The sequence below is a fragment of the Gimesia panareensis genome, assembly GCF_007748155.1.
Classification (GTDB): Bacteria; Planctomycetota; Planctomycetia; order Planctomycetales; family Planctomycetaceae; genus Gimesia; species Gimesia panareensis.
The window spans coordinates 5,367,437-5,393,406 of sequence record NZ_CP037421.1; the positions used below are offsets into that span (position 1 = coordinate 5,367,437).

Annotated in this window: 21 protein-coding genes; 8 read left to right on the top strand and 13 right to left on the bottom strand. The window is 56.2% G+C overall.

All coding sequences use genetic code 11. The annotated features are described in order from the left end of the window. Both istA and Enr10x_RS30370 read right to left on the bottom strand, forming a co-directional pair. Positions 1-572: IS21 family transposase (gene istA, locus Enr10x_RS19990; RefSeq protein WP_197997302.1), on the bottom strand; the 572-nt coding region annotated here is incomplete at its 3' end. A 131-nt stretch (positions 573-703) separates the two neighbouring features. Beyond that, the gene (locus Enr10x_RS30370) at positions 704-982 is read right to left on the bottom strand and encodes a hypothetical protein (protein ID WP_232093065.1); all 279 of its coding nucleotides are present in this window, start codon (positions 980-982) and stop codon (positions 704-706) included. Between the two features lie 9 nt (positions 983-991). On the opposite strand from Enr10x_RS30370, the gene Enr10x_RS19995 reads away from it, so the two are divergent. Together Enr10x_RS19995 and istB are read left to right on the top strand one after the other, a co-directional pair. After that, entirely contained in the window at positions 992-1,765 is a 774-nt protein-coding gene (locus Enr10x_RS19995) for a Mu transposase domain-containing protein (RefSeq protein ID WP_232093066.1), read from the top strand. Positions 1,766-1,767: 2 nt separating this feature from the next. Then, entirely contained in the window at positions 1,768-2,562 is a 795-nt protein-coding gene (gene istB / locus Enr10x_RS20000) for an IS21-like element helper ATPase IstB (RefSeq protein WP_145447830.1), read from the top strand. 752 nt (positions 2,563-3,314) lie between these two features. On the opposite strand, the gene Enr10x_RS20005 is transcribed toward istB, so the two are convergent. The 3 genes from Enr10x_RS20005 to Enr10x_RS20015 all read right to left on the bottom strand — a co-directional run bounded on the left by Enr10x_RS20005 (position 3,315) and on the right by Enr10x_RS20015 (position 8,599). Further along, a complete protein-coding gene (locus tag Enr10x_RS20005; RefSeq protein WP_145111918.1) occupies positions 3,315-3,980 on the bottom strand; it encodes a TetR/AcrR family transcriptional regulator in 666 nt (221 codons plus the stop codon). Positions 3,981-4,165: 185 nt separating this feature from the next. Then, positions 4,166-6,766 carry an arylsulfatase gene (locus tag Enr10x_RS20010; RefSeq protein WP_145452740.1) on the bottom strand — a complete coding sequence of 867 codons (2,601 nt, stop codon included), beginning with the start codon at positions 6,764-6,766 and terminating at the stop codon, positions 4,166-4,168. A 420-nt stretch (positions 6,767-7,186) separates the two neighbouring features. After that, positions 7,187-8,599 carry a carbohydrate porin gene (locus Enr10x_RS20015; protein ID WP_145451141.1) on the bottom strand — a complete coding sequence of 471 codons (1,413 nt, stop codon included), beginning with the start codon at positions 8,597-8,599 and terminating at the stop codon, positions 7,187-7,189. 419 nt (positions 8,600-9,018) lie between these two features. Here Enr10x_RS20015 and Enr10x_RS20020 point away from each other — a divergent pair, with 419 nt between their 5' ends. The 6 genes from Enr10x_RS20020 to Enr10x_RS20045 all read left to right on the top strand — a co-directional run bounded on the left by Enr10x_RS20020 (position 9,019) and on the right by Enr10x_RS20045 (position 17,932). Continuing rightward, on the top strand, positions 9,019-9,984 hold the full coding sequence (locus tag Enr10x_RS20020) for a magnesium transporter CorA family protein (RefSeq protein ID WP_145451142.1): 966 nt from the start codon (positions 9,019-9,021) through the stop codon (positions 9,982-9,984). 558 nt (positions 9,985-10,542) lie between these two features. After that, positions 10,543-11,372, top strand: a protein-coding gene (locus Enr10x_RS20025; RefSeq protein WP_390621347.1) for an IS5 family transposase whose coding sequence is annotated in 2 segments (ribosomal slippage) — positions 10,543-10,933 and positions 10,933-11,372 — 831 coding nt in all. Because the reading frame shifts where the segments join, the coding sequence is not laid out codon by codon here. 14 nt (positions 11,373-11,386) lie between these two features. Beyond that, the gene (locus Enr10x_RS20030) at positions 11,387-12,640 is read left to right on the top strand and encodes a sodium-dependent bicarbonate transport family permease (protein ID WP_145451143.1); all 1,254 of its coding nucleotides are present in this window, start codon (positions 11,387-11,389) and stop codon (positions 12,638-12,640) included. A 128-nt stretch (positions 12,641-12,768) separates the two neighbouring features. Next, positions 12,769-13,077, top strand: coding sequence for a P-II family nitrogen regulator (locus tag Enr10x_RS20035; protein WP_145451144.1), 309 nt, complete (start codon positions 12,769-12,771; stop codon positions 13,075-13,077). A gap of 339 nt (positions 13,078-13,416) precedes the next feature. After that, complete coding sequence (locus Enr10x_RS20040) at positions 13,417-14,820, top strand: DUF1501 domain-containing protein (RefSeq protein ID WP_145451145.1); 1,404 nt, start codon at positions 13,417-13,419, stop codon at positions 14,818-14,820. Between the two features lie 361 nt (positions 14,821-15,181). After that, complete coding sequence (locus Enr10x_RS20045) at positions 15,182-17,932, top strand: MGH1-like glycoside hydrolase domain-containing protein (protein ID WP_145451146.1); 2,751 nt, start codon at positions 15,182-15,184, stop codon at positions 17,930-17,932. Between the two features lie 18 nt (positions 17,933-17,950). Here Enr10x_RS20045 and Enr10x_RS20050 read toward each other — a convergent pair whose 3' ends face one another. The 8 genes from Enr10x_RS20050 to Enr10x_RS20085 all read right to left on the bottom strand — a co-directional run bounded on the left by Enr10x_RS20050 (position 17,951) and on the right by Enr10x_RS20085 (position 25,750). Next, on the bottom strand, positions 17,951-19,195 hold the full coding sequence (locus Enr10x_RS20050; RefSeq protein WP_145451147.1) for a BatD family protein: 1,245 nt from the start codon (positions 19,193-19,195) through the stop codon (positions 17,951-17,953). Continuing rightward, complete coding sequence (locus Enr10x_RS20055; protein ID WP_145451148.1) at positions 19,192-19,779, bottom strand: tetratricopeptide repeat protein; 588 nt, start codon at positions 19,777-19,779, stop codon at positions 19,192-19,194. The genes Enr10x_RS20050 and Enr10x_RS20055 overlap by 4 nt, the downstream gene beginning before the upstream one ends. Further along, entirely contained in the window at positions 19,776-20,699 is a 924-nt protein-coding gene (locus tag Enr10x_RS20060; protein ID WP_145111955.1) for a vWA domain-containing protein, read from the bottom strand. Before Enr10x_RS20060 ends, Enr10x_RS20055 begins: the two co-directional genes overlap by 4 nt. Continuing rightward, positions 20,696-21,733 (bottom strand): vWA domain-containing protein, encoded by a 1,038-nt coding sequence (locus tag Enr10x_RS20065; protein ID WP_145111957.1) that lies wholly within the window; start codon positions 21,731-21,733, stop codon positions 20,696-20,698. The genes Enr10x_RS20060 and Enr10x_RS20065 overlap by 4 nt, the downstream gene beginning before the upstream one ends. Positions 21,734-21,736: 3 nt before the next feature. Further along, positions 21,737-22,204: a DUF4381 domain-containing protein gene (locus tag Enr10x_RS20070; protein ID WP_145111960.1), complete on the bottom strand. Its 468-nt coding sequence runs from the start codon at positions 22,202-22,204 to the stop codon at positions 21,737-21,739. Beyond that, positions 22,201-23,121, bottom strand: coding sequence for a DUF58 domain-containing protein (locus Enr10x_RS20075; protein WP_145111965.1), 921 nt, complete (start codon positions 23,119-23,121; stop codon positions 22,201-22,203). Before Enr10x_RS20075 ends, Enr10x_RS20070 begins: the two co-directional genes overlap by 4 nt. 9 nt (positions 23,122-23,130) lie before the next feature. Further along, complete coding sequence (locus Enr10x_RS20080; protein ID WP_145111966.1) at positions 23,131-24,090, bottom strand: AAA family ATPase; 960 nt, start codon at positions 24,088-24,090, stop codon at positions 23,131-23,133. A 124-nt stretch (positions 24,091-24,214) separates the two neighbouring features. Further along, positions 24,215-25,750: an arylsulfatase gene (locus tag Enr10x_RS20085; RefSeq protein ID WP_197996590.1), complete on the bottom strand. Its 1,536-nt coding sequence runs from the start codon at positions 25,748-25,750 to the stop codon at positions 24,215-24,217. Positions 25,751-25,970 lie beyond the last annotated feature (220 nt).

Here is a 25,970-nt window from a genome sequence, read left to right on the forward strand (position 1 = left end):
GAGTTGTCATAGCTGATCCGCTGCGGTACACCGCCCAGAAATTCAAAGGCCCGTTTGTGTCCTTCCAGAAAGGCTTCCGTGCACTCCCGGGGAAAGGCCTGGATAAAAATGGCATCCGAATAAGGTAACGTCATCACAAACAGGGCGACCTTGGTGAGCGTTCCGTCCAGCCAGACATCGGCAAAGCCGAAGTCCACCTGGGCTTCGCCCGGAGGATGGCGGAGTGGCAGGAAAACCTCGCGGGACTGGGCTTTCCAGTCACGGATGGCTTCCCGGACGATCGTGATTCCACCGGAATACCCGTGTTCGTCCCGCAGGCGTTCGAAAATGCGTTTCCCCGTGTGACGCTGTTTGCGATGAACGCTGCGGTCGTTCTGCAGAATCTCATGAATGATCGGCAGAAACGGCTCCAGCTTGGAAGGACGGGGCTTAGTCAGCCGGTATCCCGGCGGCTCCGAGTAGGTCAGTATTTTTTGCAGCGTGTCCCAGTGAATACCGTACTCGTCACGAGCAGCACGTTGACTGATTTCTCCGGTCAGAACACGCCGACGGATCTCACCCCATAACTCCATATCTGTAATCACCCTTGCCCCCGCTGTTTCCGGATCAGAACTGACTCATATACTGAGAGTCTGACCCAAAACCAACAGGTGGTCATCTGGGCGCTACGTTTTTATACCGATTTGCCACTACCCGACAGGCGCTACGTTTTCTGGCCGCTGTTTACACTTATTCGGACGCGATTTTTATCCAGGCCTTTCCCCGGGAATGTACGGAAGCCTTTCTGGAAGGACACAAGCGGGCCTTTGAATTTCTGGGCGGTGTACCGCAGCGGATCAGCTATGACAACTCGAAAATCGCAGTAGCCAGTCTGGTAGGGAACCGTGAGCGAAAAGTAACGACCGAGTTCCTGCGTCTGAAAAGCCACTTTCTGTTTGACGATCATTTCTGTCTGGTACGACGACCGAATGAGAAAGGCCATGTCGAGCGGTTGCTGGACTATGCCCGCAGCAACTTCCTGGTCCCCGTTCCCCGGGTTGCTTCCCTGGAGACTCTGAACGAGCAGTTAGTGCAATGCTGCCGGAACGATCTGCAGCGTCAGTTGCGGGGACAGGCTTCCCCCAAACAGAGCCTGCTGGCGGAAGAACAACGGGAATTCCTGCGGCCCCTGCCACAGCAGACGTTCGAAGCCTGCCGACTGGGACAGGCACACGCCGACTCCCTGTCGCTGGTCCGCTTTGATACCAACAGTTACTCGGTTCCCACAAAATACGCGCATCGTCAGATCACTATCGTGGCCACCATCACCGAAGTGCGGCTGTTGTTTGAAGAGACGTTAATCGCCCGGCACCAGCGGGACTGGGGACGGGAACAGACCCGTTTTAACCCGATTCATTACCTGAGTTTACTGGAACGGAAGCCGGGAGGCTTTGATCATGCCCGCCCCCTGGAAGACTGGGATCTGCCGGTCTGTCTGGGCATTCTCCGCCGTCGGCTGGAAGCCGAACTGCAGTCAGACGGCACGCGGGAGTTCATCAAGGTGCTGCGCCTGCTGGAACACCATCCGTTATCCGCACTGAAGCGTGCGGTGGAATACGCGCTGGACATTGATGCGACCCGCGCTTCTGCCATTCGCCTGATTCTGGAATACCAGCAGGAGTCACCGCTGACTCTGTTCAGCCTGGAAGGCCGTCCCCACCTGAAGCTGGTACAGGTGGCACAGACGGATGTTTCTGCTTACCAGTCCCTGTTAATCGGAGGTTAAACGTGACCAGAAAACAAACCAAAAGCCTGGTGCTGCTGCAGCACCATCTCAAGAACCTGAGGCTGCCCACCATCCTCAGAGAATGCGAAAAGATCGCCGCCCGTTGTGCCACTGACAATGTCGACCATCTGGGATTCCTGTTACAGTTATGTGAACTGGAACTGATTGAACGGGAACGCCGGGCCGCGGAACGACGTCTGAAGGCCGCGAAGTTCCCGACGTATAAGACCCTGGAAACGTTCGATTTTCAGGTCCAGCCCGGCCTCAACAAACTGCTGGTCAGCGAACTGATGCGGGGTGAGTTTATCGAGCAGCGGGAGAATATCCTGCTGGTGGGCAATTCCGGCACCGGCAAGACGCACCTGGCAGTCGCCCTGGGGATTGCCGCCTGCGGCCAGGGAAAGCGGGTCCGCTTTTACCAGGTCACAGAACTGATTACCCAGTTAATGGAAGCCCGCGAACAGCGGGAGTTAACCCGCCTGAAAAAGCAGCTCGCGAAACTCGATCTGCTGATTCTGGATGAACTGGGATATGTCCCCGCAAGTAAACTCGGCTCCGAGTTGCTGTTCGACGTGATCAGCACGGCTTACGAACGTTTCAGCCTGATCGTAACGACCAATCTCCCCTTTGAAAACTGGACCGAGGTCCTGGGCAGCGAACGGCTGACGGGGGCCACACTCGACCGGCTCACCCATCGTTGCCATATCCTGGAAACCACTGGTGAAAGTTACCGGTTACAGGACGCCAAACGGCGGCACACAAAAAGCTCAAGCAAGCAACCGCGACTGACGAAATAACAAAAGACCACGCATTCGTCCCCAAACAGCCACATCAGGACGAATCCTGCACAGACAGCGCTACGGTTTTCAACCGGCACGCGCTACGTTTTCTGACCGTTGTTTACAACAGTAAATATTTAAGAACGGTACATGAGTCGAGACAGTCTCAGTCCCCTGATTCGGCAAGAAATTATGCAGTCGAAGTACAGAACATGATGACGTCTTGAGATCTCCTATGAGTTTAAAAGAGTAAAAGAAAGTGTGCTGTTGTGAATCAAACCTGAGTGGATCAATCACAACACAATCAGCTCCAGAAACTGATTTTGCAACGATGACGTTTCCATCAAACTCCAGCATTCCCCGCTTCAGAAGTTGCTGCCAGGTGACAGAAGAGATACCAGAAGAGCGCATTCCAGATAAATCTTGCTTCAGTTAATAAGTGTAATTAAATATGACAGAGTGTCACTTTTTAATAACAAAGCGTCTTCATGTCAACTTAACGTCGTCACTTCAATTGATGTTGGGAGAGGTTTAACAGCAGAATTAGCACCCATCGGAATCTGCTCTATTCTTTTGTATCGATACCTGATTCCCGGGAAGATGACAGCCGTGGAGTTTCTGGTGTCATTTACCGGGCAGACCGCTGGGATTGGAGGATCATTCGCAGCTTCGAAAGTAATTTCAACAAGAGAAACATTCGCTTACACAGAAACGAATGGGCTGAGGAAGACATGATTCGTTCTCCGCGGCACAGAAAGTTATGCCTGCAATCACAAATCCTGAACCTGCTCCAGGGCCTCCTGACCGTAAATCGTGCTGATCCAGAGACGCGCCATCGCACAATACACGGGGGCTGGATTGCTCCGGGGACGCCGGCCGAAGTGGTGTGCAAATATCCCGATATTCATCCTGTTGAGTGCAATTGCCACCTGGCGCGCATCAAACTCCGGAACCAGCCCTGCGGCCTGCTCCCGCTCAATACAGGCGGTGACCAGATCATCAAAACCGCCAACAACGCGATCCCAGGATTGCTCCAACCGTTCATCCAGGGGAGCCGCTTCAACAAAAGAACGAACGATAGGCCCACGCTGATAAAATACTTTCACCAGGCTCGAGAGCGATTCGGCCAGCTGAATGGCCCCTTGTCCCTCTCCGGTAATCCATGGTTGGCTGACCTCCAGGATAGCGCTCTCCAGCTCATTCAGAAGATGCTCCAATAATTCGTGGAGATCAGAGAAATACCGATAAAAGGTGGCTCGCGTGACTTCGGTCTGAGACATCAATTCTGAGATCGTCAAATCCCGAAAAGGATGTGACCACAGGTACTCGAGCGCTGCATCGAGAATCGCTTGTCGAGTCCTCTCGGACTTGCTCGGTTCCGATCGCAGTTTCGGATTGTTCCTGCGACGGATTTCGTCTTGGCTCGGAGATGGCATAATGCCTATAAAATAGAGACTTGAAGTAACTCAGTCAACAAGAACACAAGCAACGAAGTCCCCCTGCACAACCACTGGGTCTCAGAGAAACCACGTCCCAGGATAGATCACTATGAGAGTGAAGAAATCACCACCTGCTCGAGAACCGCTCTTTCGAGCAGCCTGCGCGTTGAACAGAAGGGATTCTACTCCCGCCCCGCCTCCATTTTCTTCAAACCTGCCTCGAGTTTTTTGATTTCTTCCGGTGACAATTGCGGCCGATCGATCGTGATTGTCAGCTTGTTAAACTTTGCCGTGAGCGGGAACGGCGGCGTGTAGTCCGCGTCATTCAAGCCGGTAATCGTATCGGAGCCAATGTCGAAACTTTCGTCCCACTGCAGAATGATGGGGATCGTCTGCTCCATCTTCTGTGTGGACACCACCCTGCCATCCACCTTGAGTGTGCCGCTTCCCCCTTTACCAACACCGGAGAAATTGTTAAACGCCATCGTTCCCACACCACTGCCGTCATATTTGAAGTCAAACTCCAGAATGTGCCGTCCGGGGGAGAGCGCCTCGGGGGCTTCCCATTTAGGGCGTTTGAGATCTAAGAGGTTCCAGAGAAAGACCGGCTTTCCTTCGAGCAGATAGAAACCCCAGCCGGCGAAGCGTCCACCGGAGGTCACGATCATGCCTTCGGCGCCCCCTTCCGGTACAGTGATGTCAGCGGTAATAGTATAAGACGTATCGAGCAGATAAGGCGCATCCCCCTGTGGCAGCCCTGTCATGGGACGCGTATAGACCAGTTCGTTACGCCCCGCCGTCAAGCTTGGACGCTGAGCCGCAACCCGGGCACCGACCGACGCATTCAACGGCAGGACCTGGTACTTCTTCGCCTCATCCAGAAACATCGCTCGCATTTTGGTGACTTTATCGGGGTGTTCCGCGGCAATGTCATTCGTCTGGTTCCAGTCGGTATTCAGGTTGTAGAGCTGGAACACCTGGTTATTCAGCGGGTCCGGGTTTGCCGCCGAAAAAGCCTGCCAGGGCGCGCGGTTCACCTTGGTACTCATGAACCAGCCATCGTGATACATCGCCCACTGGCCCATCATCTCGAAGTACTGCGTCTCGTGCCGGGACGGTGCCTCGGCGTTTGCTTTGTCGAAGGTGTAGGCGAAGCTTGTCCCCTCAATTGGTCTCTGCTTAATGCCGTCCACATATTCGGGCGCAGAGATACCAGTCACTTCCAACAGGGTGGGCACGTAATCGATCACATGCACGAACTGCTCCCGCAGGCCACCTTGATCCTTGATCCGCTTCGGCCAGGAGATCACCATGTTCTGATTGATTCCCCCCAGCCGCGACGCATTCTGTTTGAACCAGTCAAACGGCGTGTCAAACGCCCAGGACCAGCCAGCCGACATATGGTTGTAAGCGAACTCGGTCCCCCAGGCATCATAGAACTTCATCTGCACGTCCACGGGCGGTGCCACACCATTGAAGAAGGCCACCTCACTGAAGGTTCCCTCCGGCCCTCCCTCGGCACTGGTACCGTTATCGCCGTTCTGGTAGATCACGATCGTATTATCCAACTTACCCAGGTCTTCAAACGCCTGGATCACGCGCCCCATTTCATAGTCGTTATACGCTACGTACGCTGCGAACACTTCGACCTGACGGATGAAAAGTTTCTGCGCTTCGGGCGTCAACTCGTCCCAGGGTTTCAGCAGGTCTTTCGGCCAGAGAGTCAGCACCAGATTATCGGGAATCACGCCCAGCCGTTTCTGATTCGCGAAGATCCGCTCGCGCAACTTCTCATAACCATCATCGAACAGGTGCATCTCGTGAATCTTATCGACCCATTCCTTTTTCGGATGGTGCGGTGCGTGTGAGGCACCCGGCACGTAATGCAGGAAGATCGGCTGACTGGGGTCGCTCTGGTGAATCCGCGTCATCCAGTCAATCGCATCATCGGCCATCGCGGTGATCAGGTTCCATTTGCTCTCTTTCCCGATCATCGGCCAGATCTCTGCCTTCGGATCCGAGCGATCCATCTTCAGCGTCCCTTCGTGCCCGGTCCAGGGATAAATCTGAGACGTATTTCGGAACAGGTTCGGTCCCCACTGATTGGCGTCGCCCCCCACGAAGCCGTAGAAATAGTCAAAACCCATGCCTGTCGGCCACTGAGTGAATGGCCCCACCTGGCTGGCTTCATAGGTCGGCGTGTTATGATCTTTACCAAACCACGCTGTCGCGTATCCGTTATCCCTCAGAATACGACCGATTGTCGCGTTGTTCTGACCGATGACGCTGTTATAACCCGGAAAGCCCGTCGCCTGCTCTGCGATCACACCAAACCCGACCGAATGATGGTTCCGCCCCGTAATCAAGGCTGCCCGGGTGGGAGAACACAACGAGGTGGAAAAGACCCGGTTGTAGCGCAGCCCCGCTTTGGCAATGCGATCCATCGTCGGTGTCGGAATCACACCCCCGAACGTACTGGGTACACCAAAGCCCGCATCGTCGGTCATGATCAGCAGAATATTCGGTGCTTCCTTCGGCGGCACAATCCGCGGTGCCCACCACTGTTGGGATTGCAGCGCGTTGTCTTTAATCACACCCCCGAATTTCGGTGCGGGTGCAGGGAGTTGCTTGCCGTCAATGGTCGTCGTCGCACTGGGGGAACCGATCACACCCGTCGTCTGGGGAGTAAACGATTTAGCCGATTGCGGGGCGGGGGCCTGTGTCGTTACCGTTTCCGACTGATCAACTTGCTCAGCCAGCTGGGCAGAGGCAGAACGGGACATCTCCCCGGAGCAGCCGGCAAGCAGCCCGGGCATCCCCAACGTCAGGCAGATTAATCCAACAACCGAATTCAACTCAGTAGGCAACATCCTCATCTCGCATCTCCCCTGGCCCGTAATTCACTGTTGAAAAGTTCTCACAAGCGGCGTTGAGTTGAATACGACATGCATCACGAACGCAATACGCACGCTGGCTCACATCTCTGACCTGTTGCCGCCGAATGACTGGCAGGAGGATCAGAAATGACAGATCTCATTCTACCCTGACAAGAGAAATTGACAATTACATCTTGATGTAGTTTAGATGAATTTCATGCCTCGCCATGAAAGACCGAAGAGACAAGCGGGCTTTGAAACGGAGGCAGAGATGCGTTGCGCGGTAAGGGCTCAGAGAGAGAAACAGAGACCGCAGTCGTCCGCGTCTCAGAAGCGCAGGTTCGCCCGCAGACCGGGCATGACCGAGGTGTCATCGTTCGCATTCGCGTCTTCCAGCACCTGCAGATCGGCAGTCACATGGAACCAGGGAGTCAGCGCGGCATTGTAATAGAGTTCGACTCCCTGCGTATTTCGGACTGGCACCACGGCACTGACCAGCGATTTGAAATTCCCGCTGAGTTCATTATAAAAGTAACCCACGCCCAGAGCGTCCTGTTCGCGACAGCGGAACAGACCATTGGCCTGCAGCGCGATATTACCGCTCCAGCGATACGGGTTCGGATCTCCGTCGGCAATCATCCACTGGCTCATCAACCGCATGTTACGCTGGTCATTGCAGCAGTCGGACCAGACAACCTGATCGAGAATGTAACTGATCGTCCACGAACCGGTCTGCTGTCCCGCGGCAACCACCCCCTGCCCGGGAATCACTGTCCAACTGGTGGGATCGACCGAAGTATAAGTCCGGCTGCTCCAGTTCCCCAGAAGCGCATGCGAACCAGGGTGACCGCGCCATTCGGTAAAGATCCGCCCATACCCCAGCACGACAGCTCCCTGGTCAAACAGGTCGTCCAGGCCGGCCGTCGTGGAAGAATTCGTCGTGTCGTAGACCAGCAGGGCACTCTGGATCTGGCCTTCGTGCAGCCCCATCGCTCCTGCCCCATTGATCGACAGATTCGTCGTTCGCACAATCGGCGTCGGCGCAATCAGCGACAGGTTCATGAATCCGTTGATCCCGCGTCCCGTATTCGGATAGATCATATTCCACAGATCCAGCAGATTGTATTTCCCCGCGGTCAGCGCGAAGTTCTCACTCAAAGCCTGCATGAACATCAGCCCGGTGATCGCTGTCTGATGCTGACCGGGCAACGGATACAACATGTTGCTGTTGGGAAAACTCAATGCCCCACCTGCCGTATTGATGTCATCGCCAAACCGGGTCTCTGCATGCAGAATTGCTGAGAACCCTTTATTCAGTCCCAGCTTCTCGCCCTGAAACGTAAAGAAGTAGTCTCCTTTGCCGCCGTACAGAAACCGTCGCCTGCGACCGCCGCTGGCAACCCCCTGGTAGAACTGTGTCAGCTGAATATCTGCAATCACGCCATGCTCTGCCAGTCCGGAGCGGGCACCGAACAGATCCCCCGTCAGATACTGACGCGATAAAAGGTCTTCCGAACATTGATAACCGCAATCGGCCGCGCCCACACATTCGTCCGTAGAGTCACTACAGGACTCCTGCTCCGAAACATAACTGACCGGTGCCAGCGCGGAATCACTCAGCAGATCACTGCCCTCCCCTGCCGTTTCTGACAACAACAACGGCGCAGGTTCTTCTGCCCACGCAGCAATACCAATCAGGCTGATTGACAACAGGGTCCAGCAGATTACACCAGGTTTCATGATTCGCTTCTTCCAACCGAGCCAGAGTGAAAGCCATGCCACTTTAGCGTCGCAGGGAAACCGATCCCCAAGACAGAGGAAAAACTGACATCTTCAGTTAAATCGGCAAATTCCGATCGGAAACAGCCGGCACGATCCGGTTTTCACTGTTCATTCACACTTGAGAAGCAGGTTATACCGGTTGTGTCAATTAGGTGATGACAGGAAGATCCCCTTGAGACACCAGGGTCATATCAATATATTCGCAACTGTCTATCTCGGTTAAAAAGTGATCCAGTTGTGCTTTGATTCTTGATCTGTCATCTTGGTCTCAAACAATGAGCTTCCAGTCGTCGAAGCTTTGTGTGTCACCGACATTGAAAACAGCGGTTCGAGTAGCCAGCTCGAAGCAGCACTGTTGAGAACAGGGATCCCAAAGAATGAACGTGCGTGTCTTTGGAATCAGTGATAACTCCACACTGATCCCATTACCCGAAACCACACTCTCCGCTTCCTGGGTCCAGGATGACATCCATCGCTGGATCGATATCGAGGCAGCGACCCCCGCGGAACTGGAGGACCTGCTCGCACCGTTCCATTTACGACCGGAAGTGCTGGCAGCCTGTCTCACGCCGGAACGCAGCGAACGCATGATGTCTCAAAAGACAGCACTCTACATGGAAGTCCCCACGCACCTGGGCTGGGATCAGTCGGAAAAACCTTATGTTTCCTTCCTCTGCCTGCAAACCACTATCATCACGATCCATCGCGACAGACTGCATACTATTGAGGATGTCATTCGAGACCTGGATGGCGACGTTCCCCTGTATGCCAATAATTCCTCAGCTCTGTTGTTTTATCTGCTGGTCGAAATCGGGAAACAGACTGTGAATGCCGCCCTCCGCGTACGCGAAGCAGCAGAACAGTTGGATCAGGCTTGCCATCAGGACCCGGCTGCGCTGGATCCTCAGAAAATTTCCACGCTCCGTAGAAAAATCAGTCACTACGCCGCCGTACACGATGACCACGCTTATTGTGCGGGTGTTCTGCAAACCGTCGAATCCGCTGCGTTCAGCTTCAGGGAGCAGTCCCGGTTCTTCGGCGAAACGTTGCCACTGTCGGGGCTCGCCGGTCAGATCATTGCCGGTACAGCCGACCGGGTGAGCAGCCTCCAGCGGGATTATGACGCAATTGTACAGAACCGCGTGGAAAGCCGCCTCCAGTTCCTGACCATCCTCTCCGCTGTGTTCCTCCCCCTGACCTTGATCTCCGGACTCTACGGCATGAATTTCAACGACCTCCCGGGGATGGGAATCAAATCGGGATACCTGATCGTCATCGGAATCATGCTGGCGACCGCGGTCTTCACAGCCGGGTACTTCTATATCCGCGGCTGGTTTGATTAGATCGATTCCAGACACTCAGCCTGCCCGCCACTCAGCCAGTCAGACTCACCTGTTTCCCCGCAGGAAATGCCAGGGCCGTGGACTCCCAAACCCGCCTTTCGACATCGATAGATCCAGATCAAAATATCAAAATAAACATGTTCATACATACAAAATCAATGCAACCCTTCGCATCAGAAACGCAACTTACTGCAGTCATCGTGCAAGTAATTGCATCCACTGGCATTGGCTTGCAGAACAATTTCATCCGGTTTTCAAAAATATTTCAGATAATCAGATCTATATCTCAGCCTGAAAACCACTAAAAACGCCTCTCTGAACTCCCCTTTCCAATAATTTTCAGTAAGCGGCACGTCGATTGCGTTTTAGAAATTCACACATGCCACGTTGGTCAGTCAACGTGCATTCACTTGCGCTCCCCCTATTCGGCCACTGACGCCGACAAAACCCGCCCCCCCAAGGAAACACTAGAGGTAGTTTCAAAACCCTAAATTACGTGAACAGTTTGGTATAGTATTTGTAGGAGTACCTCCCCAGAAAGGAGGTCTCATTATGACCATGACCCGCGTGTCACGACCTGCCACAGGTCGCAACATTACCGGGTCCAGGACGGAACCAAAACCACAACTCTCGGACGAGCAATGGCTTCTGATCAAAGATCTGTTTCCAGAACCACCGGCAAACGCAGCCGGAGGGCGGCCCAGAGTGGCTCCCCGCGAGTGTCTCGAAGGAATCCTTTGGGTATTAAGGACCGGTGCCCGATGGAAAGATTTACCAACATTTTTACCATCTCCCAGCACTTGCTGGCGTCGTTTCAAGGAATGGACCGAAGACGGTGTCTTCCTGGAAGCATGGCAGCGATTGCTCGAACATTTCGACCGACGGAAGCTGGTAGTCTGGTCGGAAGCATTCGGGGATGGCACATTCTGCCCCGCAAAAAAAGGGGCGCCGATGTCGGAAAGACAAAACGGGGAAAGGGAACCAAGCTTATGCTGCTGGTCGACGGAAACGGACTCCCTCTCGCTCTGGATCGTTCCAGTGCCTCTCCGGCAGAGGTGAAGCTGATTGAATCCCTGCTGGACCAGCGCGTTTTGCCACGTGACCCCGATCGCCTGATTTATGATCGTGCGGCCGACAGCGATCCCCTGCGCACAGAGCTGGCAGAACGGCAGATAGAACTGGTCTGTCCGCATCGCAAGAACCGTGTGAAACCAGCGACGCAAGATGGGCGTGCTCTGCGACGATATCGACGCCGCTGGAAAGTCGAACGCACCTTCAGTTGGCTGTTCAACTTTCGTCGTCTGGTAATACGGTATGAACGATACAGTCATTTGTTTTTAGGATTCGCACAACTCGCGTGCGTGTTCACATTACTTAATAAGTTATGAAACCACTTCTAGCCATGTTAGAGGAATTTCTTCACAACTTTGTGCATAACCTGTTTAAGCCGCTACTCCTCTTCTTTTACATGGGCTTCATGATTCCCATACTCAAAGTCCCCTTTGAGTTTCCTAAAGCCGTCTACCAGGGTTTGACACTCTACCTGCTGATCGCCATCGGCTGGCACGGTGGTGAAGAGCTGGCGTCTCTCTCGCTGGCCGAATTCGGTCAGGCTCTGGGATTCATGATCATTGGCTTTTTCGCAAACCTTTGTATCGGAATCTTCGCCTACTTCATTCTACAACGGACCACGAAACTGCGACAGATCGATTCCGCCACGGTCGCCGGCTTTTACGGCTCTGACTCGGCTGGTACGTTCGTAACCTGCCTGGGTGTCATCACCGCTGCCAATATTGCTTACGCAGCCTACATGCCCGTGATGCTGGCCGTCATGGAAATTCCCGGCTGTCTGGTCGCACTCTATCTCGTCTCCCGTTTGCGGCAGAAAGGGATGGACCCTCATGGAAACATGCCTGGTGAACTCAACTATCAGTCAGCACATTCCACACCAGTCCTGGCCGGAGCCGATGGAGAGGAAATTTCCATCGACAGCGAAGGCGAGCCTGTGAGCCAGCCTTCCTCAGGTAGCTCTCCCGCTCAAACCAGAACCGCTGTTGCAGCACAAACAGAAACCAGACGCGAACTGGCTGCCGAACTGGAAGTGGAAGAAGAAAAGAAACCGATCTTCAGCAAGGAACTGCTACACGAAGTCTTCCTGAACCCCGGGCTCTACCTCCTGTTCGGCGGGATTGTCATCGGTTTCCTCGGTCGACTGCAGGGGAAAGCGGTCACCAGCGTAGATGATACGCTGTTCGTGAATATCTTCCACGGTATGCTCTGTCTGTTCCTGCTGGAAATGGGCATCACGGCCTGCCGTCGTCTGAAGGACCTCAAAACAGCCGGCTGGCGATTCATTGCCTTCGGGATTCTCGGACCCAACCTGTTTGCAGTCATTGGGATCCTGCTGGCACACGCTTACAGCATGATGCTCGGCGAGCCCTTTGACCTGGGAACCTACGCTCTGTTCTCGGTACTCTGTGCAGCTGCCTCCTACATCGCAGTACCTGCCGTTCAGAGACTGGCCATTCCCGAAGCCAGCCCGACTCTGCCACTGGCAGCTTCGCTCGGTCTGACCTTCACCTACAACGTGACAATCGGGATTCCCGTTTACATGCTGATCGCTCAGCTGGTCATGAATACATTCCCTGTGGGATAAACAGAGTTCGCTCTGGCGGGAACCGGGGTTTTCGCCAGAGCATTTGAGAAACAGAAGGATCTCGCCAGTAACTGGCACTATTAGAAAATCGATCAGACTTGAGTTCGCCCCTCACAGGAATCAGAGACATGACCACCACTGAATTAACCAAAGTAATCGTCGTCACCGAAACCCATTTCGAACAGGAACTCCTGAATGAGTTTCGCTCCCTGGGAATTAAAGGTTTCACCTGTATGAACTGCTGGGGACAGGGACATCATCAGGTCTACGACGAACCCTTTATCGGACACTCACAGACCCGGATTGAAATCATCACCACCGAAGCCATCGCTGAATCGATCGTTGACTTCTGTCGGCAACCACGCTTTGAAACACATGCGATTGCCGCCTATATGGAATCAGTGCGGGTACGAGACCCCAATAAATTTATTGCCTGATTCAGGCGCGAAAATTCCTTTCTCAACGGAATAATTCGTAGCTTGCCAGTCACCTTCTCGTGCGCTTACTTTGGCGGGTAGCTAGCATGATGGGTGACTGGCAACTGCGTGTTTCGCCTCTCTGAGCTATCTCCCTTCACGCTGACTGCCACTCCAGACCCGGCCGCAGATTCAAAGCCTTTCTCCAACCCGTGCTGGACAGAACCGACATCACATGTTAGCATATTGATGCGTTCAGGCTGCGCCCCACTGGCAAGTCACACTCAACGCGAATCTGGTTGCGCTGCAGATCACAAGAGGTCTCTTTCCAGACCTGAAGTTCAGAACGAGGAACGGGTTATGCATCGGCGTCAATTTATGGTAGCTTCCGGTCTCGGCTTTGCCGGGATGACGTTCGGCTCTCCCACACCCGCCGTTTCCGCTCCCCTGGCCCAGACGCCTCCCGGCAGGAAATCCGCCAAATCGACCATTCTGTTCTTCCTCTGCGGCGGTGCCTCTCACATGGATCTCTGGGATCTGAAACCCGAAGCGCCACTGGAATACCGCGGCCCGTTCCAGCCCATCCAGACCTCGGCTCCAGGAGTCCGCCTCTCCGAACACCTGCCAATGCTGGCGAAACAGGCGCATCATCTGGCGCTGGTCAACTCGGTCGGCGGCACCGTCAATACGAACGACCATCACGCCGGCTATTACTACAACCTCACCGGACATGTTCCCGACCAGAGCTTCGTCACCAAAGGCAACAACCGCACGCCACAACCCGACGACTGGCCCTACATGGGATCGGTGGTCGCCTCCAGGCGTCCCGCGCACCCGAACCTCCCCAACGCCGTCTCGCTGCCGCACATGCCCAGCCGCGCCCCGTACACCCGCCCGGGACAGTTCGCCGCCCGCCTCGGAGTCGAACACGACCCGATGTATATCCACGGCACGCGCGAGGAACCACTCAAGCTCCGCGGACCCGCGCTCTCGCTGGAAGGAGGCATCACCGCCGACCGGCTCACCGATCGGATTTCCCTGCTCGAACAACTCGATACCGCTCGACGCCAGTTTGATGACTTCGCCAGTATCTCGGCTATGAACCAGCATCAGGAACGCGCCTTGTCGCTGCTCATGTCAGCTCAGTCCACGTCCGCCTTCGATGTGCAGCAGGAGTCACCCGCCACACTCGATCGTTACGGCAAAACCATCAACGGCATGAGCCTGCTGGTCGCGCGACGACTCGTCGAAGTCGGAGTCCCCTTCGTGACCGTCTTCTGGAAAGGGGACCTCAACAAACTCGGTAAGAAATGCAAAAGTGCCGGCAGCTGGGACACACACGGGAATAATTTCCAATGCCTCAAAGAAGACCTGCTGCCCGAATTCGACCGCGCCTATTCCGCACTGATTGAAGACCTGGCCGACCGTGGACTGATCGACGACACCCTGGTTCTGGTCACCAGCGAAATGGGCCGCAAACCCAAAATCGGCGATCCCCGTTCCGGCGGCAAGACCGGCGCGGGCCGCGATCACTGGACGCACTGCCTCACCGACGTTCTCGCAGGCGGCGGCATCCAGGGGGGACAGACCTACGGTGCCAGCGATAAGCGTGGAGAATTTCCGCATGAAAAACCGGTCACTCCCGCCGACATCACCCACACGGTCTACCACGCGATGGGCATCCACGACCTGACCGCCTACGACAAACTGGGGCGGCTCTATTTCCTCCTGGAAAAATCAAAACCCCTCACTGAACTCTTCTGAGACCACCATCGTCCGCAGTTCAGACACCTCTTTGCATCCCCGGAATGTTCTGTTAAAGTCCCGCCCGGCAGTCGATTTACGATTGTCCTGTGGAGCGCAGCTTACCTGTCCTCCCCTGAATGTGGTTTATTTCAATATCCCCAACGCGAATGCAGGCCTGTCCAGTGAACTGATATCTGTCGGAATATCCCCTGAAAATTGATCTTCAGATGGGTACAAAATTCGCTTCATGTCTATGATCAGTGTGTAACTGGTGCCGAAACACCTGTTCTGAAGCAGGGAAGCATTGTTCTTGCGCACATCCTGCAAAATTATCAGGCACGCCTGCCTCTGCCTGAGTGGAAAAGAGTTAATTGAGTCTATGTCTGAAGTTGAATGGGAACGCCTTGTCTCTGAAGCGGAACGTGAACCGGGTGCGAACTGGAAACGCTGGGGCCCCTACCTTGCCGAACGACAGTGGGGTACCGTGCGGGAAAGCACCGCCGATGGCGATCCCTGGCTGAATTTCACTCATGAAGAAGCTACCTGGCGAACCTACCGCTGGGGCGAAGACGGCCTGCTCGGCATCTGCGACCGTCAGTGCCGCCTCTGCTTTGGCCTGGCGCTCTGGAACGGGAAAGACCCGATCCTCAAGGAACGCCTCTTTGGTCTGACCGGTCCGGAAGGCAACCACGGCGAAGACGTCAAAGAAGCCTATTACTACCTTGATTCGACCCCGTCGCACTCGTATTTGAAATCACTCTACAAATACCCGCAAGGCGAGTTCCCCTACGCAGAGCTCCGCGCCGAAAATGCCCGCCGCTCACGACAGGAACCGGAATTTGAACTCACCAACACCGGCATCTTCGACGAAAGCCGCTACTTCGACGTCCAGATGGAATACGCCAAGGCGGCCGACGAAGACATTCTGATTCGTATTACCATTTTCAACCGGGGACCGGAAGACGCCCCCCTGCACTTCCTCCCCTCCTGGTGGTATCGCAACACCTGGAGCTGGGGACCGACCCTCGATCGACCCAGCGAAAAACCGGGTCTGAAACAGATCGCCGATAACTGCCTGAAAGCAGAGCACGAAAGCCTCGGCGAATTTCAGCTGTATAGCGATGTCGGCCCGGACGGAGAACTTCCCGAATGGCTGTTTACCGAAAACGAAACCAACACCTGGCGGTTTGAAGACCCCAACAGCAGACGTCCCTCCTGCAAAGACGCCTTTCACCTGGCAGTCGTCGAAGGAGTCGAGGGCGTCGTCAATCCGCGCCCTAAAGGGACCAAGGCAGCCGCACACTTTCAGTGCGTCATTCCCGCCGGCGAATCCGTCCAGTTCCGCCTGCGGATGTCCGCTGTGGACGAATTGCCGGTCGAACCATTTGGAGCCGGGTTCGATGAAATCTTTGAACAACGCATCGAGGAAGCCGACCGTTTCGCGCGATCCCTGGTCGCACCGGGGCTCTCTTCAGATGAAGAACAGATCATGCGGCAGGCCAACGCCGGTCTCCTCTGCACCAAACAGTTTTATCACTATGTGATTCCCCGCTGGCTGGAAAATGCCGGCAACGGAGAAAAAGAACCGGCCCCCCGGCAGCCCGGCATGCCCAGCCCCCGCAATGCTGATTGGGGACACCTTTACAACCGCAACATCATCTCCATGCCCGATAAATGGGAATACCCCTGGTACGCGGCCTGGGACCTCGCATTTCACCTGATTCCCTTTTCCAAAATCGATCCCTACTTCGCCAAAGAACAGGCCATTCTGTTCCTCCGCGAATGGTACATGCATCCCAACGGACAGCTGCCGGCCTACGAATGGAACTTCAGCGACGTCAACCCGCCCGTCCACGCCTGGGCCTGCTGGCGCGTCTACCAGATGACTGCCTCCAACGGCGATCGCGATCGCAACTTCCTGGAACGTGTCTTCCAGAAACTGCTGCTCAACTTCACCTGGTGGGTCAACCGCAAAGACATCCGCGGCAAGCACGTCTTCAGCGGCGGCTTCCTCGGCCTGGATAACATCGGGATCTTCGACCGTTCCAAGCCGCTCCCCACCGGCGGACACCTGGAGCAGGCCGACGGCACCGCCTGGATGGCCTTCTTCTGTTCGAGTATGCTCTCTATCGCCTTCGAACTGGCCGACGACAACCCCGCCTACGAAGACATGGCCTCCAAATTCTTCGAACATTATGTATCGATCGCCGAAGCGATGAACTCGCTGGACGGCACCGGACTCTGGGATGAAGAAGACGGCTTCTACTATGATCACCTGCACCTTGACGGCCGCAGCATTCCGCTCAAAATCCGTTCGATCGTCGGGCTGATCCCCCTGTTTACCGTCGACGTCCTCTTCGATCACACCATCGAAAAACTCCCCGCGTTCCGCAAACGGATGGAATGGTTCCTCAAGAGCCGCCCTGACCTGCAGCGGTTCATGACCTACATGGAACGCGATTCCGAAACCTCCAACGGCGGACATCGCCTGCTGGCGATTCCCACCCGCGAACGCCTGCTGCGGCTCTTGCGTTACCTGCTGGACGAAGACGAATTCCTCTCCGATTACGGGATTCGTTCCCTCTCCAAATTCCACGAAGAGCATCCATTCGAATACGAGTTGAATGGTGAGTTGCTGCGGGTCCAGTACCTGCCGGCCGAATCCGACAGTGGCCTGTTCGGCGGCAACTCCAACTGGCGCGGACCGATCTGGTTTCCGCTCAACTACCTGTTGATTGAAGCCCTCGAACGCTATCACACATTCTACGGCAAAACACTGCGTGTCGAATGCCCCACCCGCTCGGGCAACTACATGGACCTGCAGGAAGTCGCCGACGAAATTCGCAGACGCCTCGCCCGGCTCTTTCTCTCCGACGAAGCCGGCGATCGCCCCAGCTACGCCCGCACGGACGTGCTGCTCAACGATCCCCACTGGCGCGACCTGGTGCTGTTCTATGAATACTTCGACGCGGAAACGGGACGCGGCCTCGGTGCCAGCCATCAGACCGGCTGGACCGCACTGATCTCCCCGATCCTCGGCACCCTCGCCAGCCGCTGCCGCCCGCAGCAGCATGGCAACGGTCAGGAAAGTGAACTCAACGAACCGGCAGCAGCCGAGCATGGCTCGTGAAGCAGGAAATCGACGAGGTTACGGATTCAGCGCAGGCAATTCACGCCTGCGCTCAGTCTCTGCTCCCTGTGTCGTGTGCAGAAACTCGCGAAAGGCCTGCGCGAGCTTTGTACCCTGCCAGTCACGCGCAGGCGACGCACCATACAAAGAGCGTTGCAAGTCCTGCAATGCTGCCTGAAGCTCGGAACTCAGCACCAGCCCTGTCCCCTGACGGTTCTGCCACTCCTGCCAGGCCGCTTCCGTAGCACGCGCATCGTTTTTACGACAACCCGCCAGCAGCTTTCGCTCTGCCACTCGCGCCGGCGGATGCCACCTCTGTTTGAGCCGCTCTGACAGTCCCCTGATCCGTCCCCACTGCCAGAATATCAATGCCAACACCAGCAACACTACGGCTCCCCAGACGTATACGATGTTGTTCGACTGCACAACCGGGGCTTCCGTCTCAGCCGTCGTCATGGCTTTGACCTGGAACGTCACCGCCGGCAATGTCTGTGAGCCGAAGGCTTTCTTCTCCGGGTCCCACCACTGGTAGCGAATCGCCGGCAAGGTCCAGGTCCCTGCTTCCTGCAACTGATAGGTCAATGTATCCACGCGCGTTCCGATGAAATCGCCACGCTCTGTCTTGTCAGTCACCCTCGGCTGTCCCAGGTAGAGCCGCACCCCCGCAGGCACACCCTCAGGAGGAGGCACCAGTGCCATCCCGGTCACCTGATCCGCCTCCTGGGTAATCGTCCGATGAAACACGGCTCCCTGCGCGGCAGTTCCTGGTTGGGGATCCCAGCGTTCCGTTAGTTTGAATGAGTTTGTCGTGACCAGAAAGTCCTGGGCAGAACTGCCCGACGGTCGCTCGATTTTCACCTGGGCTGCGGGCACCTGCGCACTCTGATCGTGCACCGGTCCGGTAAAACCATCTTTATGACTGAACCGCACTGTGAACTCCGGGATCGTCACCGTGCCACTCTGTTGCGAAAACAGAGCGAAGTCATGCGTCTGCACGAACCAGGTTTTGCCCTCGATCTCTTCGGAAGACACGACCGGACTCCCTGTTTTAATTATCACCACCCGCGGAATCTCAGGCAGGGAAAACACCGCCGCCCCGGAAAACGAACCTGGTGCCCGCAACTGCACTGTAAAGGGGACCTGCTGCCCCACCCACCAGATTTGCTCCTTGATCTGGATTCGCGCCGGTTCCACTTCTGCAGCAACCAGCGTCCGCGTCAGTGAGCTCATCAGTAACAGTATCAGGCAAAAGAACACTCTCATTCCGGGGCTCCTTCTTGTTGCTGTGCAGACTGATACGTAAACTTGGAACGCAGAAAGTCTGCCGGGTTCGTCTGCACCCGACGCAACCAGATCGCCTGGACCGTGGAGTCCGATGCCGCCTGCTCCCCGGCAATTTGCGTATCCTGCCCCCCGCGTTCTTTCTGCAGATCGAACACCACTTCGTCGGCGCCTTCCTGCTGATCTCCCAGGTCGCCCCCTTTGGTTTCCCTCAGTTTCGCCCGGGCTTCTGCCAGCGCACGATTCTCCTCCGCCGCTTTCCAGTCCGGACGCAGTTTCAACGCCCGCTCGTATTCCGCAATCGCCTGCTCATATTTCCCCAGCAGCATCCAGGCGTTCCCCGCATTAAATCGTGCCTCGGGACTCGCCCCCCGTGCAAAGGCCTGCGCCGCTTGTTCGAACTCTCCCGCCCGGTACCAGGCCGCCCCCTGCCACTCGGGATCGGTAAATATTTCAGCCGCCTGCTGATATTGTTTGTCTTGAAACAGACGCTGCCCCCGCTGGTCCGGCGTCAACCACCAGCTCGTCCACGATAAGGCAACGATCAGCACCAGGGACACTCTCATTGCACCTCCCTGCCGTTGAACTGTTTCTCGCGCCGAAATCCGGCTGCCACGATCACCGCCAGGAAAGGCACCAGCCAGTATCCCATTTCTTCCCAGCGCTGATCTTCGCCAGCCACACCGACCACCGACTTCCGCTCGGCCGCTTTGGAGATCGCGATCACGTCAGCATCGTCCGGCGTCAGTTCCACCAGGGAAGCTTGTACCGCCTCAGCCGCCCGCTGCAGGGAAGGATCATTCCGCAGCGCCAGGAACTGAATCGGAAACGCACCACTTTTCTGTCCCGCTTTCACCAGTGAGGCAGCATCGTCTGTCACGCTGTCTGCCATCACCAGCACCGTTCCGCCCGCATCGCCCCCCTTCAGGATCTCATCCGCTTTCTCCAGTGCCAGATCGAGCCGATCACCCGGCTCAGGCATGATTACCGAACTGATCTGGGCCGCCATCTCGGCCACAATCGATGTATCCCGCGTCGGAGGCAGCACCAGATGCGCCGACCCCGCGTAAGCAATCAACCCCACCGGTTGTCCCTGGCGGATTCGAACCAGGTCGTCCACTTTCAATCGGGCCCGTTCAATTGCTGACGGCAGCGGATCCGGCTGATCCATGCTCTTGTCCGCTTTCAGCAGAATCATCAACGGCGCCGCATCGGCGGCAAACGGATTCGGTTCCTGTTTCCAGGTGGGCCCCGCAATCGCCATCACCGCCAGCAGCCAACCGGCGAGCAACAGCAGGGCCGAATAATCCCGACGTGTCGTATTCCGCACAGTCATCGCCTGCAGCAGTTCGGGTGCGATCAGTTCGCGCCAGCCTCGTAGTGGCGTCGTCTGCCGACGCCAGAGCCACCACAGCCCACCAAACAGCGGCAGCAGCCACAGCCAGCCCGGTCGAATGAAATGAAACTGACTGAAGGCATCCATCATGACACCACCTCCAGTTGACCGCTCGCCGGATTCACCCGCACTTCCGCTGTCTCTTGTTTCAAGGTGGACTCCTTGCGGGAATGAAAAACAACCAGCGTCTTCTCCAGCAATGAAAGGAACAGCACTCCCAACAGAAAATAATAGTACAGATCCCGACGTGGACGATGGCTGATCGTCTTCACTTCGCGCGTTTCGATCTGGTCCAGTTCCTCGTAAATCTGCTCCAGCTGCTTCCGGTCGCCGGCAAAGAAATAAGATCCGTGGGCCACCCGGGCGACCTCTTTCAAAGTCTCAGCGTCCAGCTTGTCTTCACCGGCGGTCGTCGGATCTCCCATTGCTACGGTGTGAATCCGGATCTCCCGCTGAGCAGCAATCCGGGCAGCCTCCACAGGCGGAACCTGGCTTTTGGTATCGTTTCCATCCGTAAGTGCAATCATGGTTTTGGCGGGAACCTTACTTTCCTGAAACAGGTTCACCCCCAGCCCGATCGCATCACCAAAGGCGGTCTGTGGCCCCGCCATTCCCACCTGGCATTCATCGAGTAGTGTCCGCACCAGCGACAGGTCGGTTGAAAAAGGCGCCTGCAGATACGGGGCGGAGCCAAACACCACCAGTCCCACCCGGTCCCCCTTCCGGCGAACGAGGAAATCCCCCAGCACCTCTTTCACCGCTTCCAGCCGCGTGATCGCCTTACCGGCCGGATTGACAAAATCCTTCTCGTCCATCGAACTCGACAGATCGACCAGCAGCAGCAGATCGCGGGTCGGCTCCTCTTTCACCACAGGCGGTTCAATCCATTGCGGACGTGCCAGCCCGCACAGCACCAGCCCCCAGATCAGCGCCGGCAGCAACAGTTGGCGGGACTGCCTGACGGCGGCTGCCACAGGCGCCTGGTTCCGCATCACAGCCGTCAGTCGCTCACCAAAGGGAACCCGCACCGCGACCCCACTCGATTCCCGGGCCGGGAGAAAATATCTCACCAGCCAGGGCACCGGCAACAGAGCGAAGATCCAGGGATAAGCAAAGGCAAACATGTTTTATCTTGATTCCCTCTGCTGCAGTTCGGGAAGTCGATGTTGTCGAATCCAGCCGGCGGCATATTGTTTCAGTCCCTCAATCTCGCCCGTTGAGCCATCGTAAACGCCCACCGTCAGTTGCCGGGAAATCTGCTCGTCCATCGCGAGAGGTGCGTGCGCCGCCAGCCAGGTCGGCCAGGCGGCTCCGGTCTGCGCTGCCACTTCCGCGCGGGGCACCACCATCAGCGCCGTCCGTCTTAACAGTTCAGACACTTCTAAAATCGAATGTGCCTGTTCCAGTTCCCGCAGTGCCAGGCGACGATAGCGATTCGCCTCCCAGTGCCGCCAGCCCCGGTACGACAGATACAGCACCAGCCCTCCCAGCGCCGCCAGCACCACATACCAGCCGGGCGCGGGGGGCCACCAGGGAATTGCATCCGGCAGCACAATGTCGTGCATCCGGTCCAGGCTGGTTGCGTCGTTTTTCATGAGGGTCGCGCCCTGTGTCCCAGCAGAGAAAGCACCTGTTGCCCCGCGGGCAGTGAAGTAGAAACAGGCATCACGGGCACCTTCAGGTTACGAAAGATTTTCTGCCATTCATCTACACGTTCCTGAAAGGCCTGACGAAACTGATCGGTAAAAGCAGCGTGACTGGGAATTTCCCACAGATCTCCCCGGTCGGCGGCCAGCATGCCCGGAGCCCCGGACAGCGTTGCCCCCAGCGGATCATAAACGGCGGCCACCAGCATATCATTGCGGGCGGAAATCAAAGTCGAAAGCCGGCGCGTTTCAGCATCCGCACCATCCAGGTCACTGATCAGGACCACCAGGTAGTCATGCGTCGCCAGATGCAGGGCCTTCTCCAGAGCGTCGTTTATCGTGACGCTCCCCTCCGCACGCTGATTGGAAGCCAGTCGCTGGTTCATGTTGACGATCTCATGAAACAGCCGCAACACACGCGTCCGGCTGCGGTGCGGCCGGATCTCCACGACTTCACTTTCGTTAAACACCAGCCCCCCGACGCGGTCGCCCACTTCGAGTGAACGCCATGCCCCCAGGGCTGCCAGTTCGGCCGCCACGACCGATTTCATCGCCCGCCGCGATCCGAAAAACATGGGTAACCGCTGATCCACCACCAACAGGACCGGGCGTTCCCGCTCTTCACTGAAGACCCGCACGTGCGGCGAACGCAGCCGCGCCGTCGCCCGCCAGTCGATCGAACGGACGTCGTCTCCCTCGTGATAGTGCCGCAGCTCCTCAAACGTCAGACCCCGCCCCCGCAGACGCGAAGCATGCCGCCCCGCCAGCAGCGAAGTGACCGGCTGCCGCGGCAGCAGAGAAAATCCGCGCGCTTCGGCCTTCATCAGAATCAGTTCTTCGAGTGTAATCGAGACAGATGCACTCATCGGCGGACCTCAGACGGCAACGACCGTTTTCAGAAGTTCTTCAATCACATCAGTACGGGAGACCCCCTCCGCCTCGGCTTCGTAACTCAGATGCACCCGATGTGCCAGGCACGCCGGTGCGACCGCGCGAATGTTGTCCGGCGAGACAAAGTCCTGGTTGTTCAGCCAGGCATGTGCCCGCGCGGCGGCATCCAGGGCGATCGTTCCTCGCGGACTGGCCCCCAGCCGAATCCAGTTGGCCAGCTTCCCCCCCGTTCGCTCCGGGTTCCGCGTGGCCAGCACCAGATCGACCATATACTGCTCCGCGGCTTCCGCCACATGGATCTCAAAAACCTGCTTCCGCGCCTCGAAGATCATGTCCTGCGAAATGGGAACCGGTAACTTTTTGACCGCCGCCGCTTTTTCCTGACGTACCAGTCGCATGATCGCCAGTTCATTCTCCCCGACGGGATAATCCACATTCACGTAGAGCAGGAACCGGTCCATCTGTGCTTCCGGCAGCGGGTAAGTCCCTTCCTGTTCGATCGGGTTCTGGGTCGCCAGTACCAGAAACAGGTTCGGCAGTCGATGCGTCTTGCCAGCCACGGTGACCTGACGTTCTTCCATCGCTTCCAGTAATGAAGACTGCACCTTCGCTGGAGCGCGGTTGATTTCATCCGCCAGAATCAGGTTCCCGAACACCGGTCCCTGCTGAAATTCAAACGTCGCATTCTGCTCGCGATAGATTTCCGAGCCCGTCACATCCGAAGGCAGCAGGTCGGGAGTAAACTGCACACGACTGAACTGGCTTTCGATGAGACTCGACAGCGTTTTAATCGACCGCGTTTTCGCCGTACCAGGCAACCCTTCCAGTAACACATGCCCGTCCGCCAGGAGGGCGATCAGCAGCCGTTCCACCACAGCTTCTTGCCCCAGAATGGCGGCATTCATAGATTCCGAGATCTGCAGAATCGATTCACGCGGATTCATGCACGTTCCTTTAATCAGAGTCCGGCAGCATCCCTGACGCTACCTGCTTGCAAAGAAAACAAAGCGGGACGATCCATGCGGTCGCCCCGCTTTGATTATAAACTCCTCAGTTGGAAACGCGAGCTTATTGAGCTCCGCCGGTCCCCTCCTGCAGTTTTTTGGCCACTTCATCCAGGTTGAAGGAAGCCGGCTTCTGACGTGGAGGAAACTCTTTGAAAGTTTCCAGGAAATTGCCCGCATATTGCTGAGCGGGGACCAGCAGGAAGGCATGGTCGAGCAACCAGTCAAAATATGTATTCGAGGTGATATTGGCCTGCTCGTACGGATCGGCCCGCAAATCGAACATCAAAGGCAGACGCAGCGGCGTGAACGGCTCTGCCCAGACCAGAAGCGTTCCCCGGGCACGCTGTTCCAGAAAGACCAGTTTCCAGTTCTCGAACCGCAGCCCTACCAGCTGGCTGTCATCGTTAAAGTAGAAGAACGATTTGCGAGGCGATTTTTTTACTTTTCCGGTCAGGTATGGCAGGATATTGTACCCGTCCAGGTGGACCTTGTAAGTCTTATTCCCCGCGCGATGTCCTTTCAGCAGTTCCTCTTTGATATTGCTGTCACCGGCAGCCGCCATCAGAGTCGGCAGCCAGTCCATCCCGCTGACGATCTCGTTAGAAACAGAACCAGCCTTGATTTTGCCCGGCCAGCGCATCACGCAAGGTACCCGGAAGGCACCTTCCCAGTTGGAGTTCTTCTCGTTACGGAAGGGGCTCAGTCCGGCATCGGGCCAGGAGTTCTTATGCGGCCCGTTGTCGGTCGTGTAGATCACGATCGTATTGTCCGCGATCCCCAGTTCGTCCAGTTTCTTGAGCAGCGTACCCACCTGGTTATCGTGCTCGATCATTCCGTCTGCATATTCGGTGCGGGCGGTCAGGCCCGGCTGGTCGCGATGTTCTTCTTTAACGTGGGTTCGGAAATGCATGCGGGTTGAGTTCCACCAGCAGAAGAAGGGCTTTTCTGCTTTAACCTGACGTTCGATAAAATCAATGGCAGCACTGGAAGTCTCTTCATCCACCGTCTCCATCCGCTTTTTCGTCAGTGGGCCGGTATCCTCGATCTTGCCGTCCGCACTGGATTTGATCACACCCCGCGGACCAAATTTCTTGCGGAATTCAGGATCCCGCGGATAATTGCGGTTTTCGGGTTCTTCTTCCGCATTCAGGTGATACAGATTTCCCAGGAACTCATCGAATCCATGATTCGTCGGCAGGAATTCATCCTTGTCCCCCAAGTGGTTTTTCCCGAACTGACCGGTCGCATAGCCCAGCGGTTTCAGCAGTTCCGCCAGGGTCGGATCTTCGGGTTGTAATCCCAGATCTGCTCCCGGCAGCCCCACTTTCGACAGGCCGGTGCGGTAACTGCACTGCCCGGTAATGAACGTCGAGCGTCCTGCGGTACAACTCTGCTCCGCATAATAGTCGGTAAAGATCACCCCTTCCCGGGCGATCCGATCGATGTTGGGCGTGCGATAGCCCACCAGCCCCATCGTGTAGGCAGAGACATTGGTCTGCCCGATGTCGTCTCCGAAAATGACCAGAATATTCGGCTTTTTACCGTCCTGCTGGGCAAAAGCTTGAGTCACCAGCGTAGCACAGATCAATAAAGCCATTGATCCCCAGTGGTAGAGTTGTTTCATGGCGGATTCTCCCTGAGATGATTTTGTTTTGTCAATCTCTCCAGGCAAGTTCGCTGAACTGGAGTTGAATTACAGTTCCGATGAAGTGCCCGCAACTCGAACTTGCATATGAGATAGTTTACTCCCTCATACTATACGCAAGGTTTTTATTTTCACAATGAAATTCCAGTGAATTCAGATCAGGAGGCAAACT

Bases quoted from the DNA above. Each gene is read 5' to 3' on its own strand.
- Enr10x_RS20010 (WP_145452740.1), bottom strand. From the start codon at position 6,766: ATGTCCCGTTCTGCCTCTGCCCAGCTGGCTGAGCAAGTTGATCAGTCG.
- Enr10x_RS20080 (WP_145111966.1), bottom strand. From the start codon at position 24,090: ATGAATCCGCGTGAATCGATTCTGCAGATCTCGGAATCTATGAATGCC.
- Enr10x_RS20015 (WP_145451141.1), bottom strand. From the start codon at position 8,599: ATGAAACCTGGTGTAATCTGCTGGACCCTGTTGTCAATCAGCCTGATT.
- Enr10x_RS20085 (WP_197996590.1), bottom strand. From the start codon at position 25,750: ATGGCTTTATTGATCTGTGCTACGCTGGTGACTCAAGCTTTTGCCCAG.
- Enr10x_RS20070 (WP_145111960.1), bottom strand. From the start codon at position 22,204: ATGAAAAACGACGCAACCAGCCTGGACCGGATGCACGACATTGTGCTG.
- Enr10x_RS20030 (WP_145451143.1), top strand. From the start codon at position 11,387: ATGTTAGAGGAATTTCTTCACAACTTTGTGCATAACCTGTTTAAGCCG.
- Enr10x_RS20060 (WP_145111955.1), bottom strand. From the start codon at position 20,699: ATGATGGATGCCTTCAGTCAGTTTCATTTCATTCGACCGGGCTGGCTG.
- Enr10x_RS20040 (WP_145451145.1), top strand. From the start codon at position 13,417: ATGCATCGGCGTCAATTTATGGTAGCTTCCGGTCTCGGCTTTGCCGGG.
- Enr10x_RS20065 (WP_145111957.1), bottom strand. From the start codon at position 21,733: ATGTTTGCCTTTGCTTATCCCTGGATCTTCGCTCTGTTGCCGGTGCCC.
- Enr10x_RS20055 (WP_145451148.1), bottom strand. From the start codon at position 19,779: ATGAGAGTGTCCCTGGTGCTGATCGTTGCCTTATCGTGGACGAGCTGG.
- Enr10x_RS30370 (WP_232093065.1), bottom strand. From the start codon at position 982: ATGGCCTTTCTCATTCGGTCGTCGTACCAGACAGAAATGATCGTCAAA.
- Enr10x_RS20005 (WP_145111918.1), bottom strand. From the start codon at position 3,980: ATGCCATCTCCGAGCCAAGACGAAATCCGTCGCAGGAACAATCCGAAA.
- Enr10x_RS20045 (WP_145451146.1), top strand. From the start codon at position 15,182: ATGTCTGAAGTTGAATGGGAACGCCTTGTCTCTGAAGCGGAACGTGAA.
- Enr10x_RS20075 (WP_145111965.1), bottom strand. From the start codon at position 23,121: ATGAGTGCATCTGTCTCGATTACACTCGAAGAACTGATTCTGATGAAG.
- Enr10x_RS20050 (WP_145451147.1), bottom strand. From the start codon at position 19,195: ATGAGAGTGTTCTTTTGCCTGATACTGTTACTGATGAGCTCACTGACG.
- Enr10x_RS20035 (WP_145451144.1), top strand. From the start codon at position 12,769: ATGACCACCACTGAATTAACCAAAGTAATCGTCGTCACCGAAACCCAT.
- Enr10x_RS20020 (WP_145451142.1), top strand. From the start codon at position 9,019: ATGAACGTGCGTGTCTTTGGAATCAGTGATAACTCCACACTGATCCCA.